The 19,234-nt window shown below is 70.1% G+C and carries 19 protein-coding genes; 11 read left to right on the top strand and 8 right to left on the bottom strand.

Annotated elements, in window-relative coordinates:
- Positions 1 to 137: 137 nt before the first annotated feature.
- Positions 138 to 1,652, bottom strand: coding sequence for a sensor histidine kinase (locus ACFV4K_RS26075; RefSeq protein WP_379278413.1), 1,515 nt, complete (start codon positions 1,650 to 1,652; stop codon positions 138 to 140).
- 85 nt (positions 1,653 to 1,737) lie between these two features.
- Complete coding sequence (locus ACFV4K_RS26070; RefSeq protein WP_213559751.1) at positions 1,738 to 1,953, bottom strand: biotin/lipoyl-binding carrier protein; 216 nt, start codon at positions 1,951 to 1,953, stop codon at positions 1,738 to 1,740.
- A gap of 91 nt (positions 1,954 to 2,044) precedes the next feature.
- Here ACFV4K_RS26070 and ACFV4K_RS26065 point away from each other — a divergent pair, with 91 nt between their 5' ends.
- Complete coding sequence (locus ACFV4K_RS26065) at positions 2,045 to 2,119, top strand: 50S ribosomal protein bL37 (RefSeq protein WP_153805149.1); 75 nt, start codon at positions 2,045 to 2,047, stop codon at positions 2,117 to 2,119.
- An 81-nt stretch (positions 2,120 to 2,200) separates the two neighbouring features.
- On the opposite strand, the gene rsrA is transcribed toward ACFV4K_RS26065, so the two are convergent.
- The gene (gene rsrA / locus ACFV4K_RS26060) at positions 2,201 to 2,470 is read right to left on the bottom strand and encodes a mycothiol system anti-sigma-R factor (RefSeq protein ID WP_246598627.1); all 270 of its coding nucleotides are present in this window, start codon (positions 2,468 to 2,470) and stop codon (positions 2,201 to 2,203) included.
- Positions 2,471 to 2,478: 8 nt separating this feature from the next.
- Complete coding sequence (locus tag ACFV4K_RS26055; RefSeq protein WP_379095821.1) at positions 2,479 to 3,207, bottom strand: sigma-70 family RNA polymerase sigma factor; 729 nt, start codon at positions 3,205 to 3,207, stop codon at positions 2,479 to 2,481.
- Positions 3,208 to 3,441: 234 nt separating this feature from the next.
- Between ACFV4K_RS26055 and ybaK the strand changes: the two genes are divergently transcribed.
- The 4 genes from ybaK to ACFV4K_RS26035 all read left to right on the top strand — a co-directional run bounded on the left by ybaK (position 3,442) and on the right by ACFV4K_RS26035 (position 6,792).
- Positions 3,442 to 3,933 (top strand): Cys-tRNA(Pro) deacylase, encoded by a 492-nt coding sequence (ybaK, locus tag ACFV4K_RS26050; protein ID WP_379278411.1) that lies wholly within the window; start codon positions 3,442 to 3,444, stop codon positions 3,931 to 3,933.
- 156 nt (positions 3,934 to 4,089) lie between these two features.
- On the top strand, positions 4,090 to 4,635 hold the full coding sequence (locus tag ACFV4K_RS26045) for a MarR family winged helix-turn-helix transcriptional regulator (protein ID WP_379278409.1): 546 nt from the start codon (positions 4,090 to 4,092) through the stop codon (positions 4,633 to 4,635).
- The gene (locus ACFV4K_RS26040) at positions 4,632 to 6,323 is read left to right on the top strand and encodes an MDR family MFS transporter (RefSeq protein WP_379278408.1); all 1,692 of its coding nucleotides are present in this window, start codon (positions 4,632 to 4,634) and stop codon (positions 6,321 to 6,323) included. The genes ACFV4K_RS26045 and ACFV4K_RS26040 overlap by 4 nt, the downstream gene beginning before the upstream one ends.
- 166 nt (positions 6,324 to 6,489) lie before the next feature.
- A complete protein-coding gene (locus tag ACFV4K_RS26035; protein ID WP_379278406.1) occupies positions 6,490 to 6,792 on the top strand; it encodes a hypothetical protein in 303 nt (100 codons plus the stop codon).
- A 23-nt stretch (positions 6,793 to 6,815) separates the two neighbouring features.
- On the opposite strand, the gene ACFV4K_RS26030 is transcribed toward ACFV4K_RS26035, so the two are convergent.
- The gene (locus ACFV4K_RS26030; protein WP_379278417.1) at positions 6,816 to 7,583 is read right to left on the bottom strand and encodes an SOS response-associated peptidase; all 768 of its coding nucleotides are present in this window, start codon (positions 7,581 to 7,583) and stop codon (positions 6,816 to 6,818) included.
- A gap of 146 nt (positions 7,584 to 7,729) precedes the next feature.
- Here ACFV4K_RS26030 and ACFV4K_RS26025 point away from each other — a divergent pair, with 146 nt between their 5' ends.
- From ACFV4K_RS26025 to ACFV4K_RS26005, 5 genes are all read left to right on the top strand, one after another.
- Positions 7,730 to 9,238, top strand: a complete 1,509-nt coding sequence (locus tag ACFV4K_RS26025; RefSeq protein ID WP_379278404.1) for an aldehyde dehydrogenase family protein — start codon at positions 7,730 to 7,732, stop codon at positions 9,236 to 9,238.
- A 192-nt stretch (positions 9,239 to 9,430) separates the two neighbouring features.
- On the top strand, positions 9,431 to 10,732 hold the full coding sequence (gene aroA, locus ACFV4K_RS26020; protein ID WP_379278402.1) for a 3-phosphoshikimate 1-carboxyvinyltransferase: 1,302 nt from the start codon (positions 9,431 to 9,433) through the stop codon (positions 10,730 to 10,732).
- Positions 10,729 to 11,736, top strand: coding sequence for a ribosome small subunit-dependent GTPase A (rsgA, locus tag ACFV4K_RS26015; protein WP_379278415.1), 1,008 nt, complete (start codon positions 10,729 to 10,731; stop codon positions 11,734 to 11,736). Before aroA ends, rsgA begins: the two co-directional genes overlap by 4 nt.
- Before the next feature lie 78 nt (positions 11,737 to 11,814).
- Complete coding sequence (locus tag ACFV4K_RS26010) at positions 11,815 to 11,970, top strand: hypothetical protein (RefSeq protein ID WP_379278400.1); 156 nt, start codon at positions 11,815 to 11,817, stop codon at positions 11,968 to 11,970.
- A 27-nt stretch (positions 11,971 to 11,997) separates the two neighbouring features.
- Positions 11,998 to 12,522, top strand: coding sequence for a nitroreductase family deazaflavin-dependent oxidoreductase (locus ACFV4K_RS26005; protein WP_379278399.1), 525 nt, complete (start codon positions 11,998 to 12,000; stop codon positions 12,520 to 12,522).
- Positions 12,523 to 12,528: 6 nt separating this feature from the next.
- On the opposite strand, the gene ACFV4K_RS26000 is transcribed toward ACFV4K_RS26005, so the two are convergent.
- Positions 12,529 to 15,354 (bottom strand): AAA family ATPase, encoded by a 2,826-nt coding sequence (locus ACFV4K_RS26000; RefSeq protein ID WP_379278397.1) that lies wholly within the window; start codon positions 15,352 to 15,354, stop codon positions 12,529 to 12,531.
- A gap of 328 nt (positions 15,355 to 15,682) precedes the next feature.
- Between ACFV4K_RS26000 and ACFV4K_RS25995 the strand changes: the two genes are divergently transcribed.
- Positions 15,683 to 16,000 (top strand): hypothetical protein, encoded by a 318-nt coding sequence (locus tag ACFV4K_RS25995; RefSeq protein WP_357087046.1) that lies wholly within the window; start codon positions 15,683 to 15,685, stop codon positions 15,998 to 16,000.
- A gap of 37 nt (positions 16,001 to 16,037) precedes the next feature.
- On the opposite strand, the gene ACFV4K_RS25990 is transcribed toward ACFV4K_RS25995, so the two are convergent.
- Positions 16,038 to 18,659: a LuxR C-terminal-related transcriptional regulator gene (locus ACFV4K_RS25990; protein WP_379278395.1), complete on the bottom strand. Its 2,622-nt coding sequence runs from the start codon at positions 18,657 to 18,659 to the stop codon at positions 16,038 to 16,040.
- Positions 18,660 to 18,862: 203 nt separating this feature from the next.
- The gene (locus tag ACFV4K_RS25985; protein WP_379278393.1) at positions 18,863 to 19,102 is read right to left on the bottom strand and encodes a hypothetical protein; all 240 of its coding nucleotides are present in this window, start codon (positions 19,100 to 19,102) and stop codon (positions 18,863 to 18,865) included.
- Positions 19,103 to 19,234: the final 132 nt, after the last annotated feature.

Below are 19,234 nucleotides of genomic sequence, written 5' to 3'. Positions count from 1 at the left end.
CTCAGGGGCTTCGCCCCCGAACCCCGACCGAGAAGAATTCTCGGGGCAATTCCCGTTCAACGGGATTCGCGCCTCGAACGAAAGTTCGGGCGCGGCTTTTCAGCTCACGCCCGAACTTATGCGTCGAAGTTGATATTTCAGCGCGCGGAGCGCCGGCCGAGCGGAACTCGCAGCACCGCGTCGGTTCCGACATCGGCTCCGGGGTGAAGTCCGATCGAGCCGCCCAATTCCGCCGTGACCAGTGTGCGGACGATTTGCAGGCCCAACCGGTCGGAGGCCTCCAGGCTGAATCCGTCGGGCAGGCCGCGGCCGTCGTCGCTGATGATGACGTCGAGCCAGCGCGCCGAACGCTCGGAACGGATTGTGACCGTACCGTTCTCACCCGCGTCGAAGGCGTGCTCGATGGCGTTCTGCACCAGCTCGGTCAGCACCATGACCAGCGGGGTGGCGCGTTCGGCGGAGAAGACGCCCAGGGATCCGGCGCGGCGGACCTTGATGCGGGCGGTGTGCACGGTCGCCACATCGGCCATGATCGGCAGCAGGCGGTCCACCACCTCGTCCAGATCGACCTCTTCGTCAACCGACATCGACAACATTTCGTGCACGGACGCGATGGAGGTGACCCGGCGGACCGATTCGGTCAGCGCCAGGCGGGCCTCCTCGTTCTCGGTGCGGCGGGCCTGCAGACGCAGCAGCGCGGCCACCGTCTGCAGGTTGTTCTTCACCCGGTGGTGGATCTCGCGGATGGTGGCGTCCTTGGACAGCAGCGCGCGGTCGCGGCGCTTCACCTCGGTCACGTCGCGGACCAGCACGGCGGCGCCGCCGAGCTCACCGTGCGGGCGCAGCACCAGGGTGCGCAGCAGGACGGTGGCGCCGCGCGCCTCGACTTCCATTCGGCGCCCGCCCTTTCCGGCCAGGGCCGCCTGGATGTCGCCGACCACCTCCTGCGCGTCGAACGGGTCGGTGATGAGCGAGCGGGTGGTCAGCGCCAGATCCTGGCCGACCAGATCGTTCTGCAGACCCATGCGGTGATACGCCGACAGCGCGTTGGGGCTGGCGTAGACGACGGTGCCCTCGGTGTCGAGGCGGATGAAACCGTCGCCCGCGCGCGGGCTGGAATGCGAGCCGGTGCGGTCCTCGAGCGCCGGCCAGGTGCCGTCGGCGACCATCTGGCACAGGTCGTCGGCACAGGACATGTAGGCGATCTCGAGACTGGACCGCATCTTGCGGCGCTGGGTGTCGGTATCGCGGCCGAGGACGGCGATGATGTCGTCGCCGACCCGCACCGGAATGGCCTCGCGCATGGCGTGCACGGGATGCGGGTGATAGACCCCGGTCAGGGCGGTGTCGGCCTCGAAGCGCTGGATATCGCAGTTCAGCAGGGCCTCGAACACATGCGGATTCGCCTCTTTTGTGGCGTAGCCGCCGACCAGGTCCTCCGGGTGCACGGTGGGGGCGGTGGTGGGGCGGCACTGCGCCACGCAGACCACCTCCGCGCCCTCGGTCACCGGTCCGGTGCCGACCCACAGCAGCAGATCCGCGAAGGACAGATCCGCCAGCAGCTGCCAATCCCCCACCACCCGCTGCAAATGGTCGACGGCCGCGCCCGGTAGATCGGTGTGCTCGGCCAGTAGCTCACTCAGGGTCGACATTCACCCACACTCCTCTGTTCCCACGTCGGGTGTATGTTCCCACGCGACACGGCAAGGATGCGTCAGGAGCGGGAGGGGCTCGTGCTCAGGAGATGACGGCGATCAGGTCGCCGGGCTGCAGGACGTCGCCGGGCTTGACGTTGATCGAGGCCACGGTGCCGGGTCCCTCGACGATGACCGGGATCTCCATCTTCATCGACTCGAGCATGACCACGGGGTCGTCGGCCTTCACTTCGTCGCCGACGGAGACCAGGATCTCCTGCACGGTCGACACCATCTCGGCCAGCACTTCCTCAGCCATGAACACCTCTCGCTTTCGAGTGACCTGTAGCCCCTGAAGGTACAGCAGATCACGCGTGAAAGAATGGCGACCGACTGAAGGGAGATTACCTATGGGTAAGCGTGGACGTAAGAAGCGTGGCCGCAAGAAGAATGCCGCCAACCACGGCAAGCGGCCGAACGCCTGAGCTGCTTCGATAAGCTCGAAAACTGCTGAGCGGCACCACTTCCCACAGGGAAGGGTGCCGCTCAGCTGTATCCGGGATGTTCTATTCGGCCGGTTCGATCCGGGTCTCGACCACGGTGTAGCTGGTCCGGATCTCCATGGTCAGACGCTGCCGGAGCGAGTCCGGGGCGCGGTCGCCGCCGCATTTGCGGTTCAGCAGCGACTTGAGCTTCTCCTCCAGGCCGTAGGCCTCGACACACGGCGAACAGCGGTCGATGTGCTCCCGCAGCCGCGCCTTCACGGTCTCGTCGCACTCGTTGTCCAGGAGCAGCCAGACATCGGCGAGCACCGCCGAGCAGTCCAGTTCTTCCATGTCATCGCTCACTGGGTTACCTCCTCGCGCGCCGCATCGCTGCCCGACCGGTTGAATCCACGTTCCCGCGCCACATCCGCGAGCAGGCCCTTGAGCTGCTTGCGGCCCCGGTGCAGGCGGGACATGACAGTACCGATGGGAGTACCCATGATCTCGGCGATTTCCTTGTAGGGGAAGCCCTCCACATCGGCGTAGTACACCGCCATCCGGAACTCCTCCGGCAGCGACTGCAGAGCGGCCTTGATGTCGTCGTCCGGCAGCGCCTCGAGCGCCTCCATCTCCGCGGAGCGCAGGCCCTGGGAGGTGTGCTCGGCGGTGGCGGCGAGCTGCCAGTCGGTGATCTCGTCGGTCGGATACTGCGCGGGCTGGCGCTGCTTCTTCCGGTACGAGTTGATGTAGGTGTTGGTGAGGATGCGGTACAGCCAGGCCCGCAGGTTGGTGCCCTCACGGAAGGACTTGAAGCCCTGGTAGGCCTTGGCGAAGGTCTCCTGCACCAGGTCCTCGGCATCGGCCGGGTTGCGGGTCATGCGCAGGGCCGCGCCGTAGAGCTGGTCCAGCAGCGGCAGCGCGTCGCGTTCGAACCGGGCGGCCAGTTCGGCCGTCGATTCGGAGCTTCTGGCCCCGGATTCGCTCACTTCGTCGTCATAGTCGACCGCTTGGTCGTCACCGGCGTCGATGCTGTCCGCATCGTCATCACGCCGGCGATCGACCATGTCGTCGTCGCTCGTCACGCTAATCCCTTCGATCGCCGTAGCCATTGAATCTACCGCGAACAGGGATTCGGCCCGGAAACCGGTTGGTCGCTCCTCGAGCAGAACGGACACCGACTCCTCCTTGGTCATGGGATCGCGTGCTTCCCGTCCGTGGGCCCGACGGTTGCCGAGAAGCGCGTATCGCATGCAACAGGGTGAACGCTCCGCCTGTTCCCACACTCTGAAATCGGCTTGCGCGCGGTGTCTAGGGTGAGCCGCATGGCCGCTTCTACTCCCGCGATCAAAGCACTGGTACAGGCGAAGGTGGAGCATCGGGTGCACGCGTATGCCCATGACCCGCGCAGTGATTCGTACGGCGCGGAGGCGGTGGACGCGCTGGCGGCCGAGGTCGGGGTGAGCGCCGGGCAGATCTTCAAGACGCTGGTGATCGACCTGGGTTCGGGCGGGCTCGCGGTGGCGGTGCTGCCGGTGCCGACCACGCTGTCGTTGAAGGCGGCGGCCGCGGCGCTGGGCGGCGGCAAGGCGGCGATGGCCGACAAGGCGAAGGCCGAGCGCACGACCGGCTATGTGCTGGGCGGGATTTCGCCGCTGGGGCAGAAGAAGCGACTGCCGACGGTCGTCGATTCCTCGGCGCTGGAGTGGGATCGGGTGCTGTGCAGCGCGGGCAAGCGCGGCCTGGAGATCGAGCTCGCGCCAGCGGATCTGGTGCGGCTGACGGGGGCGGTGACCGCGGCGGTCGCGGTGGCCTGACCTGCCGATTCATGGGCGAATTGCCCGATTCGGCCGTGAGTGGAGACACAACCTCCGGAAATCTCTTGCCAAGGGACAACTATGTCGGAATACTTGCGCCGTACAACTAGTTGCCTTTTACAAGCAATTGCCCGACGCAAGGAGGTGAGACCGACCGTGACCGACGATGACCCGGCGACCAGCACCGATATCGACGACGGCCTTGTCGATGCCATCGCCTACGAGATCGCCCGGCTCACCAAGCTGCGAGATCGCACCAACGCGCAGATCTCGGCCCTCACCGGGGGCGAGATCGAACCGGCCGCGTTCAGCATCCTGTTCCAGCTGATCCACGGCGGCCCGAAACGCTCGGGCGCGCTCGCCGAGGCCCTCTACTCCGACGCCTCGACCATCAGCCGCCAGGTCGCGAGCCTGGTCAAACGCGGGCTCATCGAACGCCGCGCCGACCCCGCCGACGGCCGCGCCAGCGTGCTCGACGTGACCCCCGCCGGACGAACGGTGGCCGCCCAGATCCGGGCCCGCCGCAACGACTCGCTGCGCGACATGCTCACCGACTGGCCCCCCGGCGAACGGGAGGTCTTCTCCCGGCTGCTGCATCGCTTCGTCGACGGCTACGAGGGGACCCGGCAACGCATGCTGGCCGATATCGCGGCTCACAAAGACCTGAAATCCTATTACGAACCCGCGGAGAGCAATTCGTGACAACCCAAGCGACAGTGGCGGAGCCGGAACTCAATTCGGCCGGCTTCACCCACAAGCAGATCCTGGTGATCATGAGCGGCCTGATGATGGGCATGCTGCTGGCCGCCCTCGATCAGACCATCGTGTCGACCTCCATCCGCACCATCGCCGATGAGCTGCAGGGCTATTCGGCGCAAGCGTGGGTCACCACCGCCTACCTGATCACCTCGACGCTGGCCACCCCGCTCTACGGCAAGCTGTCGGACATGTACGGCCGCAAGCCGTTCTACCTCGCCGCCATCACCATCTTCGTGGCCGGGTCGCTGGCCTGTTCCGTCGCGACCTCGATGTACCAGCTGGCCGCCTTCCGGGCCTTCCAGGGCCTGGGCGCGGGCGGTCTGATGTCGCTGGCGCTGACCATCATGGGCGACATCGTGTCCCCGCGGGAACGCGCCCGCTACCAGGGCTACTTCCTGGCCGTGTTCGGCACCTCCAGCGTGGTGGGACCGGTCATCGGCGGTCTGCTCTCGGGCACCGACCAGATCCTGGGCGTCACCGGCTGGCGCTGGGTGTTCCTGGTGAACGTGCCGATCGGCATCATCGCGCTGGCCGTGGTCACCCGCGTGCTCAAGCTGCCCAAGCGCCCCGGCAACAAGGTCGCCATCGACTGGATGGGCATCTCGGCGCTGGTCGTCGGCCTGGTGCCGCTGCTGGTGATCGCCGAGCAGGGCCGTGAATGGGGTTGGACCAGTGGACATGCCATCATCTGCTACGCCCTCGGCGCGTTCGGCGTGCTGACCTTCATCGCGGTCGAGGCCAAGCAGGGCGACGCCGCGCTGATCCCGCTGCGCATGTTCAAGAACTCCACCTTCGCCCTGGGCGTGCTCATCTCGGTGGTGGTCGGTGCGGCCATGTTCGGCGGCATCACCCTGCTGCCGCAGTACCTACAGGTGGTGCAGGGCGCGAGCCCGACCAAGGCGGGTCTGCTGATGCTGCCGCTGGTGGCGGGCATGATGACCGGCTCGATCCTGGCGGGTCAGCTGATCTCGCGGACCGGACGGTACAAGTTCTTCCCGCCGGTCGGCGCGGGGCTGCTCACCGCGGGCCTGTTCCTGCTGCACCTGGTCTCGGCCGACACCAAGCTGTGGATCGTCATGATCTTCATGGCCATCACCGGCTTCGGCCTGGGCAACCTGATGCAGCCGCTGACCCTGGCGCTGCAGAACGCGTTGCCGCCCAAGGACATGGGCGTGTCCACCGCCGCCGCGACCTTCTTCCGGCAAATCGGCGGCACCCTGGGTGTGGCGGTGTTCCTGTCGGTACTGTTCACCCAGCTCACCCCGAACATCACCACCTCGCTCGAGCACGCTGCGCAGCAGCCCGCCTACGTGCAGGCCATCCAGGACGGCCGGAACAGCGACAACCCGGTCGACAAGCAGGTCGCCAACGGGCTGATCGCCAAGGATCCGGCGGTCGCGAAGCAGGTGCTCAACGACAGCTCGGTCATCCAGAAGCTGGACCCGACCCTGGCGCATCCGTTCAAGGAGGGCTTCGCCGAGTCCATGGACCGGGTGTTCCTGGCGGCCACCGCGGTCGCGCTGATCGCCTTCCTGCTGGTGCTGTTCTGGAAGGAGGTGCCGCTGCGGACCGCGGGCGGCATCCAGGCCCGGGACGAGGCCGCCGAGAAGGCGGATCCCGCGACGGTCTGACCGGCGACAATCGAATCGACGGTGCCCCCGCCGCGGAGACGCGGCGGGGGCACTGTCATTTCACTATCCCGGCGGCTTTCTGTGAGTTACTGGGGAGCGAGCAGTGAGGTTGTTGTGAACGTGTGCAGTCCGCAAGGTCCGTTCGAACCCGAGGATGTGATGCGGTATGTCTCGCAATCGGCGCATTGGCACGGCTGTCGCCACCGGAACACTGATCCTGGCACTGGGCGCGGGCCCGTTGACGGATGTCACCGCGATGGCCGAGCCCCTCCCCGTGCCCGTCGCGCCGCAGGGGCCCAGCTTCCCGGACCCGGGCGCGCCGGGCGGCGGAGCGCAGCCGAAGAAGGACGAGAGGGTGGAGAAGGCCGAGGCGCTCGGCGGCGGCATCATCACGAAGATGATCGACTCGTCGGCCGAAACGCTGAGATGCACACTGAATATCGCTCTGCCGACAGTGAAGTGCAAATAGCGCGTCGAACGTTCACGGGCCGGTCAGATCAGGCTGATCTGACCGGCTTGTTCGTCCACAGCCGCCAACAGGTCGGGTCCGTTGTTCTTCACACTGTTCACCAGGGACGGCACCTCGCGGATCACGATGTCCGAAACCGCCGCGGCGGCGGGCGTTTCCAGCAGTTCCTCGGGCGCCGGGTGATCCGGGTCCAGCCAAGCGGCCCAATGTTCGCGCGGCATGGGCAGCGGCATGCGGTCGTGCACCTTGGTGAGATCGCCGACAGCGTCGGTGGTCAGGATCGTGCAGGACAGCAGCGGCTGCGCGGCGTCACCGAGCTCGCGGTCACGCCAGACCGACCACAGGCCCGCCATATAGAGGCGGCCGCCGTCGGCGCGGGACATGAAGTACGGGCGCTTGACGGCCTTGCCGGCGCCGCCCGCCTCGGTGATCCACTCGTACCAGCCGTCCATCGGCACCAGGCAGCGGCGCTTCTTCACCGCGTCGCGGAAGGAGGCGGTGGTGGCGGCCTTGTCGGCGCGGGCGTTGAAGAGCGGTTTGCCCTTCACCGGGACGCCCGGTTCGGCGCTCTTGGTCCAGGATGGGATCAATCCCCAGCGCATGGCCCGGACGCGCAGGGCGGCCGGGTCCTCGGGGTGGTCGCGGTCGTGGCGTTCGACGACGGTGAGCACCTGGTTGGTGGGGGCCACGTTGTAGTTGGGGTCGAAGCCCTGGTCGCCGGTCTCGTCGATGGCGTCGAGCTCGACGGCCAGCTTCGCGGGATTCGTCGTGGTCGCGTATCTACCGCACATGCCGACCATGCTGCCACCGGTCACCGACACCCACCAGGACCACCGCGCCCGCGAATCGAATCGTCATCGATGTGATGGCAATTGACATCACTTGGACGGTGTGAGACGTTCGTCTCATCACACTCTCATCAAGGGATCGCCGCACAATGACTGCAACCGAAGCCGCCCCGCTCGATCAGGCCGAGACGCTGACTTCCGTCAACCCTGCCACCGGCGAGGCCCTCGCCACCTACCGGATCGATGATGAGGCGGCCGTGCGCGCTGCCGTCGCCAAAGCCCGCAGCGCCGCCGCCACCTGGGGCGCGCTGAGCTACGCCGAGCGCAAGAAGCACGTGCTGCGCTGGGGCAGCAAGCTCGTCGAGAAGTCCGACGAGTTGTGCGAGCTCATCCACGCCGAGAACGGCAAGCCCGTCGACGACGCCTTCCTCGAGCTCATGCTGGCGCTCGAGCACATCAAGTGGGCCGCCTCCAACGCCGCGAAGGTGCTCGGGCCGCGCAAGGTGGCGCCGGGCGCGTTCATGGCCAACTTCGCCGCGCACCTGGAGTACCGCCCGCTGGGCGTGGTCGGCATCATCGGCCCCTGGAACTACCCGGTCTACACCCCCAACGGCTCCATCGCCTACGCGCTGTCCGCGGGCAACTGCGTGGTGTTCAAGCCGAGCGAATTCTCCACCGGCATCGGCAATTTCGTGGCCAAGGCGTTCGCCGAGGCGAACCCGGAACTGCCGGACGGGGTGTTCATCACCGTCAACGGCTACGGGGCCACCGGCGCCGCGCTGGTGAAGTCCGGCGTCGACAAGCTGGCATTCACCGGGTCCACCGCGACCGGTAAGAAGATCATGGCCTCGGCCGCCGAGTCGCTCACCCCGGTGCTGCTGGAGTGCGGCGGCAAGGACGCGGTGATCGTGGCCGCCGACGCCGATATCAAGGCCGCCGCCGACGCCGTCGCCTGGGGCGCCACCGCCAACTCCGGCCAGACCTGCGCGGGCGTCGAGCGCGTGTACGTGGACAAGTCCATCGCCACCGAGTTCGTGGCCGAGGTCAAGCGCATCCTCACCGACATCAAGCCCGGCTCGGACGACAAGGCCTCCTACGGCCCGATGACCATGCCCGGCCAGGTCGACATCGTGCGCCGGCACATCGAGGACGCGCTGAAGAACGGCGGCACCGCGGTGCTCGGCGGGCCGGAGTCCGTCAAGGGCTCCTTCATCGACCCGGTCATCCTGGTCGACGTGGACGAGTCCTCGGAAGCGGTGTGCGAGGAGACCTTCGGCCCGACCGTCACCATCCGCACCGTGAGCGGCGTGGACGAGGCCGTGGAGCTCACCAACAAGAGCAAGTACGGCCTGGGCTCGGCGGTCTACTCCAAGAAGCAGGGCATGGAGATCGCCCGGCGCCTGGAGGTCGGCTGCACCTCGGTGAACTCGGTGCTGTCCTACGCCGCCATCTCCGGCCTGCCCTTCGGCGGCGTCCGCGATTCCGGCATCGGCCGCATCCACGGTGCCCCCGGCCTGCTGGAATTCGCCCGCCCGCACTCGATCGCGGTGCAGCGCTTCACGATTCCGGGCATGGCACTGCTGTCCTACACCCGCACCGACCGCACCATGAAGCTGCTCCGCAAGATCGTGCCCCTGGTGCACGGCCGCGCGAAGTAAGAAGTTCCAACTCTCGGGAGCGGGTCCCACCCGCACATCGGACGCCCGGTCCCGATCGAGCACCTCGACGCCGGTTCCCGCCACGGGGACCGGCGTTGCTCGTGCGCACCGGTCGATCGCCCGAATAACGGCCTGACAGCGGGATAGGGATGTGGGCCCCGCGGGACCCCGGTCATTTGGGAAGATAGGGCGGTGACTTTCTGGCCCGCGCCCCATGTCCGAGTTCCCGTCCACGCTTCCGTGACCCTGCCCGGGTCCAAATCCATCACCAATCGGGCGCTGATCCTCGCCGCACTGGCGGATCGGCCGTCCACCATCACCGGGGCGTTGCGCAGCCGGGACACCGATCTGATGATCGCGGCGCTGCGAGCCATGGGCACCGGCATCGAGGGTGACGGCAGCACGCTGGTGGTCACTCCGCCCGCCGAATTCGGTAGCGCCATGGTCGATTGCGGGCTGGCGGGCACGGTCATGCGGTTTCTGCCGCCGGTGGCGGCGCTGGCGCGCGGCGACGTCGCCTTCGACGGCGACGAGCAGGCGCGGGCGCGGCCGCTGGGCACCATCCTGGACGCGCTGCGGGCGCTGGGCCTCGACATCGACGGCAACCAGCTGCCTTTCGTGGTGCACGGGATGGGGGCGCTGCGCGGCGGGCCGGTCACCATCGACGCCTCGGGTTCCTCGCAGTTCGTGTCGGGGCTGCTGCTGTCGGCGGCGCGGTTCGAGCAGGGCGTCACGGTGAACCACGACGGCGCGGCGCTGCCGTCCATGCCGCACATCGAGATGACCGTGGAGATGCTGCGCCGGGCCGATGTTCGCGTCGACGCCCCCAACGATCCGCGCAAGGCGCAGACCTGGACCGTCGCGCCCGGACCGATCCGCGCGGTGGACTGGGACGTGGAGCCGGACCTGTCCAACGCCACCCCGTTCCTGGCCGCCGCGGCCGTCACCGGCGGCGAGGTGAGCATCCCGCACTGGCCCCGGTTCACCCCCCAGCCCGGCGACGTGATCCGCGAGATCCTGGTCCGGATGGGCGCGGAGGCGCGGATCTTCGACGGCGTGCTCACCGTGCGCGGCCCGGAACGCCTGGCGGGCATCGACATCGACCTGCACGACGTGGGCGAGCTGACCCCGACCGTGGCCGCCCTTGCGGCCCTGGCGGATTCGCCGTCGCGGCTGCGCGGCATCGCGCACCTGCGCGGGCACGAGACCGACCGGCTGGCGGCGCTGGCCACCGAGATCAACCGGCTCGGCGGCAAGGTCACCGAGACCGAGGACGGGCTGGCCATCGTGCCGAACCCGCTCACCGGCGGGCAGTGGCGCTCCTACGCCGACCACCGGATGGCCACCGCGGGCGCGATCATCGGCCTGGTGACCCCGGGCGTGGAGATCGAGGACATCGGCACCACCGCCAAGACGCTGCCGGGATTCGTCGAGTTGTGGGAGAGCATGCTGGCCGGAGCGGACCGCACCGGCGAGCCGGGAGCGGACCACTGAGGCGCCGCGAGTACGACGAGTCCGATGTCCGGGTGCGCCCGGGCAAGGGCTCGCGCCCGCGCACCAAGACCCGGCCGCAGCATCTGGATGCCGAAGCGGCCATGGTGGTTTCGGTGGACCGCGGCCGCTGGGGGTGCGTGCTGGACGGGGATCCGGAGCGCGGCGTGGTCGCCATGCGGGCGCGCGAACTGGGCCGGACCCCGATCGTGGTCGGCGACCAGGTGGATCTGGTCGGCGACCTGTCCGGCAAGCCCGACACCCTGGCCCGCATCGTGCGGGTGTCCGAACGCCGAACGGTGTTGCGCCGCACCGCCGATGACACCGACCCGTTCGAGCGGGTGGTGGTGGCCAATGCCGAGCAGCTGTTCATCGTGGTGGCGCTGGCCGATCCGCCGCCGCGCACCGGGTTCGTGGAGCGGGCCATGGTGGCGGCGTATGTCGGTGGGCTGCAACCGATCCTGTGCCTCACGAAGCACGATCTGGCCGCCGACTCCGAATTCGCCTCGGCCTTCGAGGATCTGGATCTCACCATCGTGTACGCGGGTATCGAGGATCCCCTGGAACCGGTGCTGGAGCTGCTCGACGACAAGCTGACCGCGTTCATCGGGCATTCGGGGGTGGGCAAGTCCACCCTGGTGAACCGGCTCGTCCCCGACGCCGAGCGCGCGGTCGGCGAGGTGTCGGGCGTCGGCAAGGGGCGGCACACCTCGACCCAGTCGGTGGCGCTGCCGTTGCCCGGCGATGGCTGGGTGGCCGACACGCCCGGCGTGCGATCGTTCGGCTTGGCCCACATCACACCCGACGACGTGATCGCCGCCTTCTCGGATCTGGCCGAGGCCATCGAGGACTGCCCGCGCGGCTGCACCCACCTGGGCCCGCCCGCCGATCCGGAATGTGCGCTCGACCTGCTGGAAGGCAAGGAGCAGCGGGTGGCGGCCATCCGCCGTCTGCTGACCGCGCTGAATTCCAACGACCCCTGGTTCCGCGGCAATAGCGAATCCTGAGGCGACACGGGCCGCCACCGGTAGCTGAAGAATCGCCCATTCGATACCTTTTGTGTATAACCGGCACGAAGGGAAGTCATGAGCGAGGAAACTCCGCCGCGCGAGCATGACGACGACGCCGACTCGCGCGAGGACGAGAAGAAGCAACTGCGCCGCGAACACGACGAGGACCGCTCCCCCGCCGACCCGAACGACTGGAATGAGGACTGGGACCGGGCGCGTTGGGCGCCCTAGTGGCGGCCCGGCAACATAATCGGGGACATGGTTTTCGCTGAATGGCAGCGCGGCCCCGGCGCGCCCGCCCGCTGGAATCCGCTCCCCCGGCTGGGGCGGGCACTGGCCCGCCGCCGCACGGTCATGCACGCCGAGCCGCTGGTCTTCGCGCTGGAACGGCTCGCGCGGCGAACCACCAAGGGCCGCAAGGGGATTCTCGACGTGGCGGGTCTGCCCGCGATGGAGCTGACGGTGGCGGGCCGCCGCACCGGGCTGCCGCGCACGGTCAGCCTGCTCTACACACCCGATCTCCTGGACGAGAAGCGGTTCCTGATCGTCTCGTCGAACTGGGGCAAGCCCGAACAGCCGTCCTGGTCGGCCAATCTGCGGCACGCCGAAGCGGCCGAACTGACGGTGCGGGGCGAACGGTTCTCGGTCCGGGTGCGCGAGCTGACCGGCGACGATCGGGACCGGGCTTGGCGGCGGGCGCTGGAATTCTGGCCCGGCTACGCCATGGAGCAGCGGCTGGCGGGGACGCGCCGGTTCCGGCTGTTCGAACTCACCCGCGCCTGAGCGGCGTCACAGCGGCGGACGGGTCAGCCGCATGCCGTTGTCGAAGTCGATGCCGCGCAGCTCGGAACGGCCGGTGAGACCGAGCTTCTCGAGAATCCGCGACATGTGGTGGCCGACGGTGCGCGGGCTGAGGAACAGTTCCGCGCCGATCTCCCGATTGGTGAGACCCTGGGCGGCGAGCCGGGCCACCTGGGACTCCTGCACGGTCAGCGGCGTGTCCGAACCTCCGGCGGGTTTGGTCCCGGTGCCGGTGAGATCGAGTTCGGTGCGGGTGCGCGCGGCCCACGCGGTCGCGCCGATCAGCTCGAAACCGTCCGCGGCGAGGCGCAATTGCTCGGCGGCGGCGCGGCGGCGGCGGACCCGGCGCAGCCACTTGCCGTAGAGCAGCTGGGTGCGGGCGCGCCCGAAACTGCCGTGCCGGGAATCACCGACCGCGACGGCGCGCCGGTAGTAGTGCTCGGCGCGGTCCTCCTCCGCGAGCAGGGCGCGGCAGGCGTAGGCGGCGGCCAGCGCCCAGCGGGCCCGGGACCGCCGCGCCCAGAGCACGATGTGCTCCGAGTGCGCGGCGGCCTCGTCGAAACGACCCACGCGGCACGCCGCTTCGACGAGATCGAGGGTAGCCAGGCGGGCCAGCGTGGGGTGCGCGGCCTCGTGGCCCGGCTGCGACAGCGCGCGCAGCCGGCGGTAGGCGGCCTCGGCGTCACCGGCGGTGAGCGCGTGGAAGCCGTGGTGCCAGTAGGCGCCGCCGGTGAGCAGCGGCACCGCGTGCGGGCGGGACAGCGCCAGCGCGCGCTCCACGCTGTCGGCCACCAGGTCCGCATTGCCGCGCTGGGCGGCCAGCCGGGCCCGCAGGTTCCAGCACTGGGCGAGGATATTGTCGGCGCCCGCACCCGACGCCAGGTCGAACGCCTCCTCGAGGGTGGCCTCCCCGGCCTCCCACCGCCCGGTCGCGAACTGCATGGTGGCCAGCTGCGGCAGCACCCCGACCGCCGCCGCCCGGTCGCCGGAGGCTCGAAGTCCGGCCGCCACCCCCAGATACGGTTCCAGTCCCGCCTCGGCCAGCCCCCACTCCAGCAATTGCGCCGCGGGCGGCAGCAGCTGCGCCGCGAGCATCGGCGACGGCGCCGCCACCACCGCCTCGAGCTGCCCGTCCATCGGCCGGTCGACGCCCTGCCCGAGCACCCACTCGGTCCGCTCCGCCAGCAGCCGCAGTCCCGCGACCAGGTCGGCCCCGCGCGCCGGCCGCGACTCCCCGCCCGCGAATTCCGTAGCGGTGGGGGACGGCGCAGCCGAATCGCGGCCGGACAGAGCCGCATTCGCGCTCCCGACGGTGACCTGCCCCGGCGACGCGGGGCGCACCGCCGATACGGGCGGCACCGGCGAGGACGTGCCCGCGCCGGCGGCGGGGGTTTCCGGGAGGCGGGCGGCGATGGCGTCGGCGTCGCGGAGCAGCAGGGTGTGGGCGCGGGCGGGGTCGCCGGCGACGAGTTCGAGCAGGCCGGGCAGTCCCGCGGCGGCGGTGGTGATGGCGGCCGGGGTGGTGCGGGATTCGGCGAGGGTGAGCAGGCGGCGGGCGGATTCGATATCGCCGCCCTCCCAGGCGAATTGGGCCGCGGCGGCGAGGCGGAGACCGGCGGTGGCCGGATCGGCGGTGATGGCGGCGGCGCGGCGCAGAACGGCGGCCGCGGCGAGAGGGCCGTTGTGGCGCAGGACGCGGGGTGCGCCGTCCGCGAGGGCGCGGGCCAGTTCGGGATCGGGGGTGTCGAGTCCGGCGGCGAGGTGCCAGGCGCGTAGTTCGTCGGCGCCGGAGCCGGGGAGGGCGGCGGCCAGGGCGAGGTGGACGGCGCGGCGCTGGGCGGGCGGGGCGGCGTCGTAGGCCGCGCCGCCGAGCAGGCGGTGCCGCATGTCGACGCGGCCGTCGGTGACGACCAGCAGGCCCGCCTCGAAGGCCCGTTCCCAATCCGCCGGGGCGACACCGAGTTCGGTGGCGGCGGACGCGATCGGGCACAGGGTGCCGCGGTCCTCGGCGGCCGCCACCACCAGCAGCAGGCGGATGCCCGGGTCCAGGGCGGCGAGCCGGTCGGCGAAGGCGGCGCGCAGGCGGGGGCCGAAAGGCGCGGGTCCCCACGCGATTCCGGCGGTGTCCTCGGTGTCGATCGGGAATTCACGCAGGGCCAGCGGGTTTCCGCCGGCCAACTGCAGCATGCGGTTCGCCCGGGGCGCGCCGACACCGCCCGCGCGCCGCGCCAGTAGCCGCCGCGCCTCCGGGTCGGGCAGCGGGGCGATCGGCAGCACCCGCAGCGACTGCCACACCGTGGTGGCGGGGTTGTCCCGCATGGCGACCAGCAGGGCCACCCGAACCCCGCCGAGGCGGCGCAGCGCGAACGTGAGGGCCCGGGCGGTCGCGAGATCCACCGACTCCGCGTCGTCGATGACGAGCAAGACCGGCTGCTCCGCGGCCACCGCCGCCAGCAGGGAGACCACGGCCGCCCCCACCAGGAACCGGTCCGCCGGGCCGGGTCCGCGGCCGAGGGCGGCGGTCAGGGCGCGGGCCTGCGGACCGGGCAGCGCGGGCACGCGATCGGCGAGCGGGCCGAGCAGTTCGCGCAATGCCGCGAAATCCACTCCGTTGTCGGCGGAATTTCCGCGGCAATGCAGAACTCTGAATTCGGTGGCGCGTTGTTCGGCGTCACGCAGTAGCGCGGTTTTCCCGATCCCGGGTTCTCCCCAGAGCAGCATTCCCCCGCCGTGACCGGCGCGCGCCTGGGTCAGGACCCGAGACAGTTCGTTCTGTTCTCGTTCCCTCCCCTGGAGCACCCGGATCTCGCGCACGTCGCAAGGTACCTCGCATTACGAGCAACCGACAAACCCGTAAACGCGATCTTCCCAGCGGCTGAGATCACCGCCGGGATAAGCGATTCCGGACATTTCACAATCGACCGATTGACCGACCGATACGATGACCGATTCTCTTCCGGATCGGGAAGACTAAAATGCGGGCGCGAATACGGAATCCCAATTCGGACATCGCTCCGAAACGCTTTCCATTGCATTCCCAGCGGCGCCCGGGTTAAACATTCCGGCCCGCACCGGGCCGGGCCCACGACACGTTTCGGTCGCACGGCGTGCGGACCCCGCCGGAAATAGTTAGCCTGCGCAGGTGGAAGACCGTGAGCGCAAGGAATTTTCGCCGCTCCTCGACGCAGCCCTCGGCCCGGGAGCACCCGTCACCCCGGAGGTCCGGATCGGGCGCAACGACCCGGACGACGCGCTGCCCGAATGCGTCCGCTGCGGCAGACCCGCGGCATTGCACCTGCGCGCGGTCTGGCTGTCCACCCGCGCTGTGCTGGCCGGGGACACCGACGTGGACAGCGTGATCCAGGTGCACGCCTGCGGCGGCTGCGCGGGCAGTGTGGCCGGCATGATCCTGATCAACTGGGACCCCCGCTACTGGGGCGAGTCGGTCAACCTGGACTGACCGGTCGAAAAGCCACACTCACCGCGAGCCGGAACCGTCAGCGCGGCCGCACGATTCGCATGCCGTTGTCGAAGTCGACATCCACCAGATCGGACCGGCCGCTGAGGCCCAGCTTGCCGAACACCCGCGATAGGTGGTGCCCGACGGTGCGGGGACTGAGGAAGAGTTCGGTCCCGATCTCCCGATTGGTGAGCCCGTGGGCGGCCAGCCGCGCCACCCGCAGCTCCTGCGCGGTCAGCACCGAGGTCTCGCCGTGCGCGGTGACCGGCATCGCCCGGCGACCGGTGAGTTCGAGCTCCTGCCGGGCGCGCAGCACCCACTGGGCCGCACCCATGCCCTCGAACGCCTCGGCGGCCGAACGCAATTGCTCGGCGGCGTCGGCGCGGCGGCGGGCCCGGCGCAGCCACTTGCCGTAGAGCAAGCGGGTGCGCACCTGATTCAGGTCGTGGCGGGTGCGCCGCACGGCCAGCGCGCGCTGGAAGTACCTGTCGGCGCGGTCGTCCGTGCACAGCAGCGCCCGGCAGGTGTAGGCGGCCGAGACCGCCCAGTCGGCGCGGGAGCGCAGCGCCCAGTCCCGGATCTCCTCGTAATACCCGGCGGCCTCGTCGTGGCGGCCCACGCGCACCGCGGCCTCCACCAGATCCACGGCGGCCAGCCGCGCGTAGGTGGGATGCCGGGCGTCGTGGCCCGGCTGGGCCAGGGTGCGCATGCGCAGGTACGCGGTCTCCGGATCGCCGAGGCTGAGGGCGTGGAAGCCCAGGTGCCAGTGCGCCGACGCGATGACCGCGTGCGCGCGCCGCGGCCGGGCCAGCGCCAGCACCTGATCCGCGGCCGCCAGCACCCCGTCCGAATCACCGTGCAGGGCCGCGATTTTCGCGCGCAGCGCCCAGCACTGGGCGAGCACGTTGTCCACACCCCCGGCCCCGGCCAGCTCGAACGCCTCGGCCAGGGTGCGTTCGGCGGCCGGGAAGCGGCCGTTGGCGAATTGCAGGATGGCCAGCTGCGGCAGCAGCGATACGGCGGCGGGTGCGGCACTGCCCCGCAGCGAGGCCGCCGCCTGGGTGTACGGCTCCAGGGCGGTCTCGGCGAGTCCCCACAGCAGCACCAGCGGCGCGGGCGGCAGCGGCCGGATCATAGTGTGGAAGCGGGAGATGCCTTCCCGCACGGTCATTTCCGCGGGGTCCAGGTCGAGCACGCCGTGCCCGGCGACCCAGCGCGCGCGTTCGGCGTCGACCCGCAGGTTGGCGGCGGTCGCCGGGTCCACCAGCTCGGCGTCGCGCAGCAGCAGGCGGCTCGCCCGTTCCGGTTCTCCCGCAACGAATTCCAGCAGTCCGGCCAAGCCCCGGGCGGCCGTCGCGGCCCGTTCGGGGCCCAGGCGGGCGACGGCGCGGTCGAGCAGGCCGTGCGCGGAGGCGATATCGCCGCCGGCCCAAGCGAATCGGCCCGCGGCGGCGAGCCGTTCCCCGGCCCGCTCCGGGTCGGGTGAGATGGCGGCGGCCTGGCGCAGCATGGCGGCCGCGGCCATCGGCCCGTGCGCGGCGCCGGTCGCCTGTTCGGTCAGCGCGGCGGCGAGGTCCTCGTCGGGGCGGCCCGCGGCGAGGGCGCGGTGCCAGGCGCTCAGGTCGTGATCGCCGGTCCCGGTCAGCGCGTCCGCGACGGCCGACTGGGCGGCCCTGGTCTCGGCCACGGTCGCGGCCGCGTGCACGGCGGCGCACAGCAGGGCGTGGGTGCGTTCGACGCGGCCGTCGCTGATGGTGAGCAGCCCGGCGGCCGCGACGTACTCCCAGGCCTGGGCGTCCACGCCGAGGGCGGCCGCGGCGGTGGTGACGATGCCCGGCACGCCGCGGGTCTCGGTGGCGGCCACGGTCAGCAGGGTCCGGACGGTGGCGGGCAGGGCGGCGACGCGTTCGCCGAACGCGGTGCGCACACCGGGGCCCAGAGCCATGGGTTCGGGGGCGGTGCCCGCGAGATCGCCGACGACACCGGGCAATTCGAGCAGCGCGAGGGGGTTGCCGTCGGCCACGGAGAGAATCCGCCCCAGGCGCAGCGCGCCGAGCGGGCCGTACCGGTCGGCGAGCAGGCGGCGGGCCTCGGCGTCGGGCAGGCCGGTGACCCGCAGCGCGGGCAGGTCCCGCCACAGCGTGTCGGCGGGGTCGTCGCGCAATGCCGCCAGCAGTGCGACGGGGGCGGCGGTGAGGCGGCGGATGGCGAAGACGATGGCCCGCGCCGATTCCGGGTCGACCAGTCGGGCCTCGTCCACGATCAGCAGCAGCGGCTGCTCGTCGGCGAGTTCGGCGAGCAGCCGCACCAGCGCGGCCCCGACCAGGAACGGGTCGGCGGGACCGGCGTCGAGGCCGAGCACCACGCCCAGGGCGCGGGCCTGGGCGGGCGGCAGCAGCGGCAGCCGGTCGGCGACCGGCAGCAGCAGTTCGTGCAGGGCCGCGTGGTCCAGGCCGGATTCGGCGCGGATGCCCTGGCAGCGCAGCACCCGGAAGTCCGCGGCCTGGTCGAGCGCGGCGCGTAGTAGCGCGGTCTTGCCGATCGCTGGATCTCCCGACAGAACCAGCGCCGCACCGCGGCCCGAACGCGCCGCCGCGAGAACGCGATCCACGTGGACGCGTTCTCGTTCCCTCCCGTAGAGCTTCAGGTCCTCCCACACATTCGGGAAATTTAGTCTAGCTAATAGCGTGCAACCAAGACCCTAGCAAGCAACTGGCACAAATTGTCCCGAATGACGCAGATCACAAGATCAATAGGAGCAATTCAATTAACGCGCAACCGGGTTCGCGCGATAGAAATGCCCCTTATTGTCACCGTTGAAGCGAAAAGCACCCGAATGGGATTCGCCGGGCGGCTCGCCGATCAGCGGAAGATGGTCATGTACCAGAGCCCGTCGGCGCCCTGATCGCAGCTCCACCGCCAGCCGTCCTCACCGCGCAGCTGCACGCCACCGGCCTGGAACTGACCATTGTTGCCGTCCGCGGCGCAGCCGTCGAGCGAGGAGTAGCTGCCGTCCACCGTCAGGGTCTCCGCGTGCGCCGTCGCGACGCCCGCCCCGAGGATACCGACGGTCGCGGCGGCGAGTGTGAAAGTCTTGAACATTGTGTGATTCCTTCCTTTTCGATCGCCACCCGGCGACCGATTCGGAAGCAATTCCAGCGCACCGATCATGACCGTTTCATGACCGCGCGAAAACTCTTGGTGCACTGCGGAAAACACCGCGCCCCGGGTGAG

The sequence above is a fragment of the Nocardia sp. NPDC059764 genome (assembly GCF_042732555.1).
GTDB lineage: Bacteria > Actinomycetota > Actinomycetes > Mycobacteriales > Mycobacteriaceae > Nocardia.
This window is presented reverse-complemented; position numbering and strand designations above follow the sequence as displayed.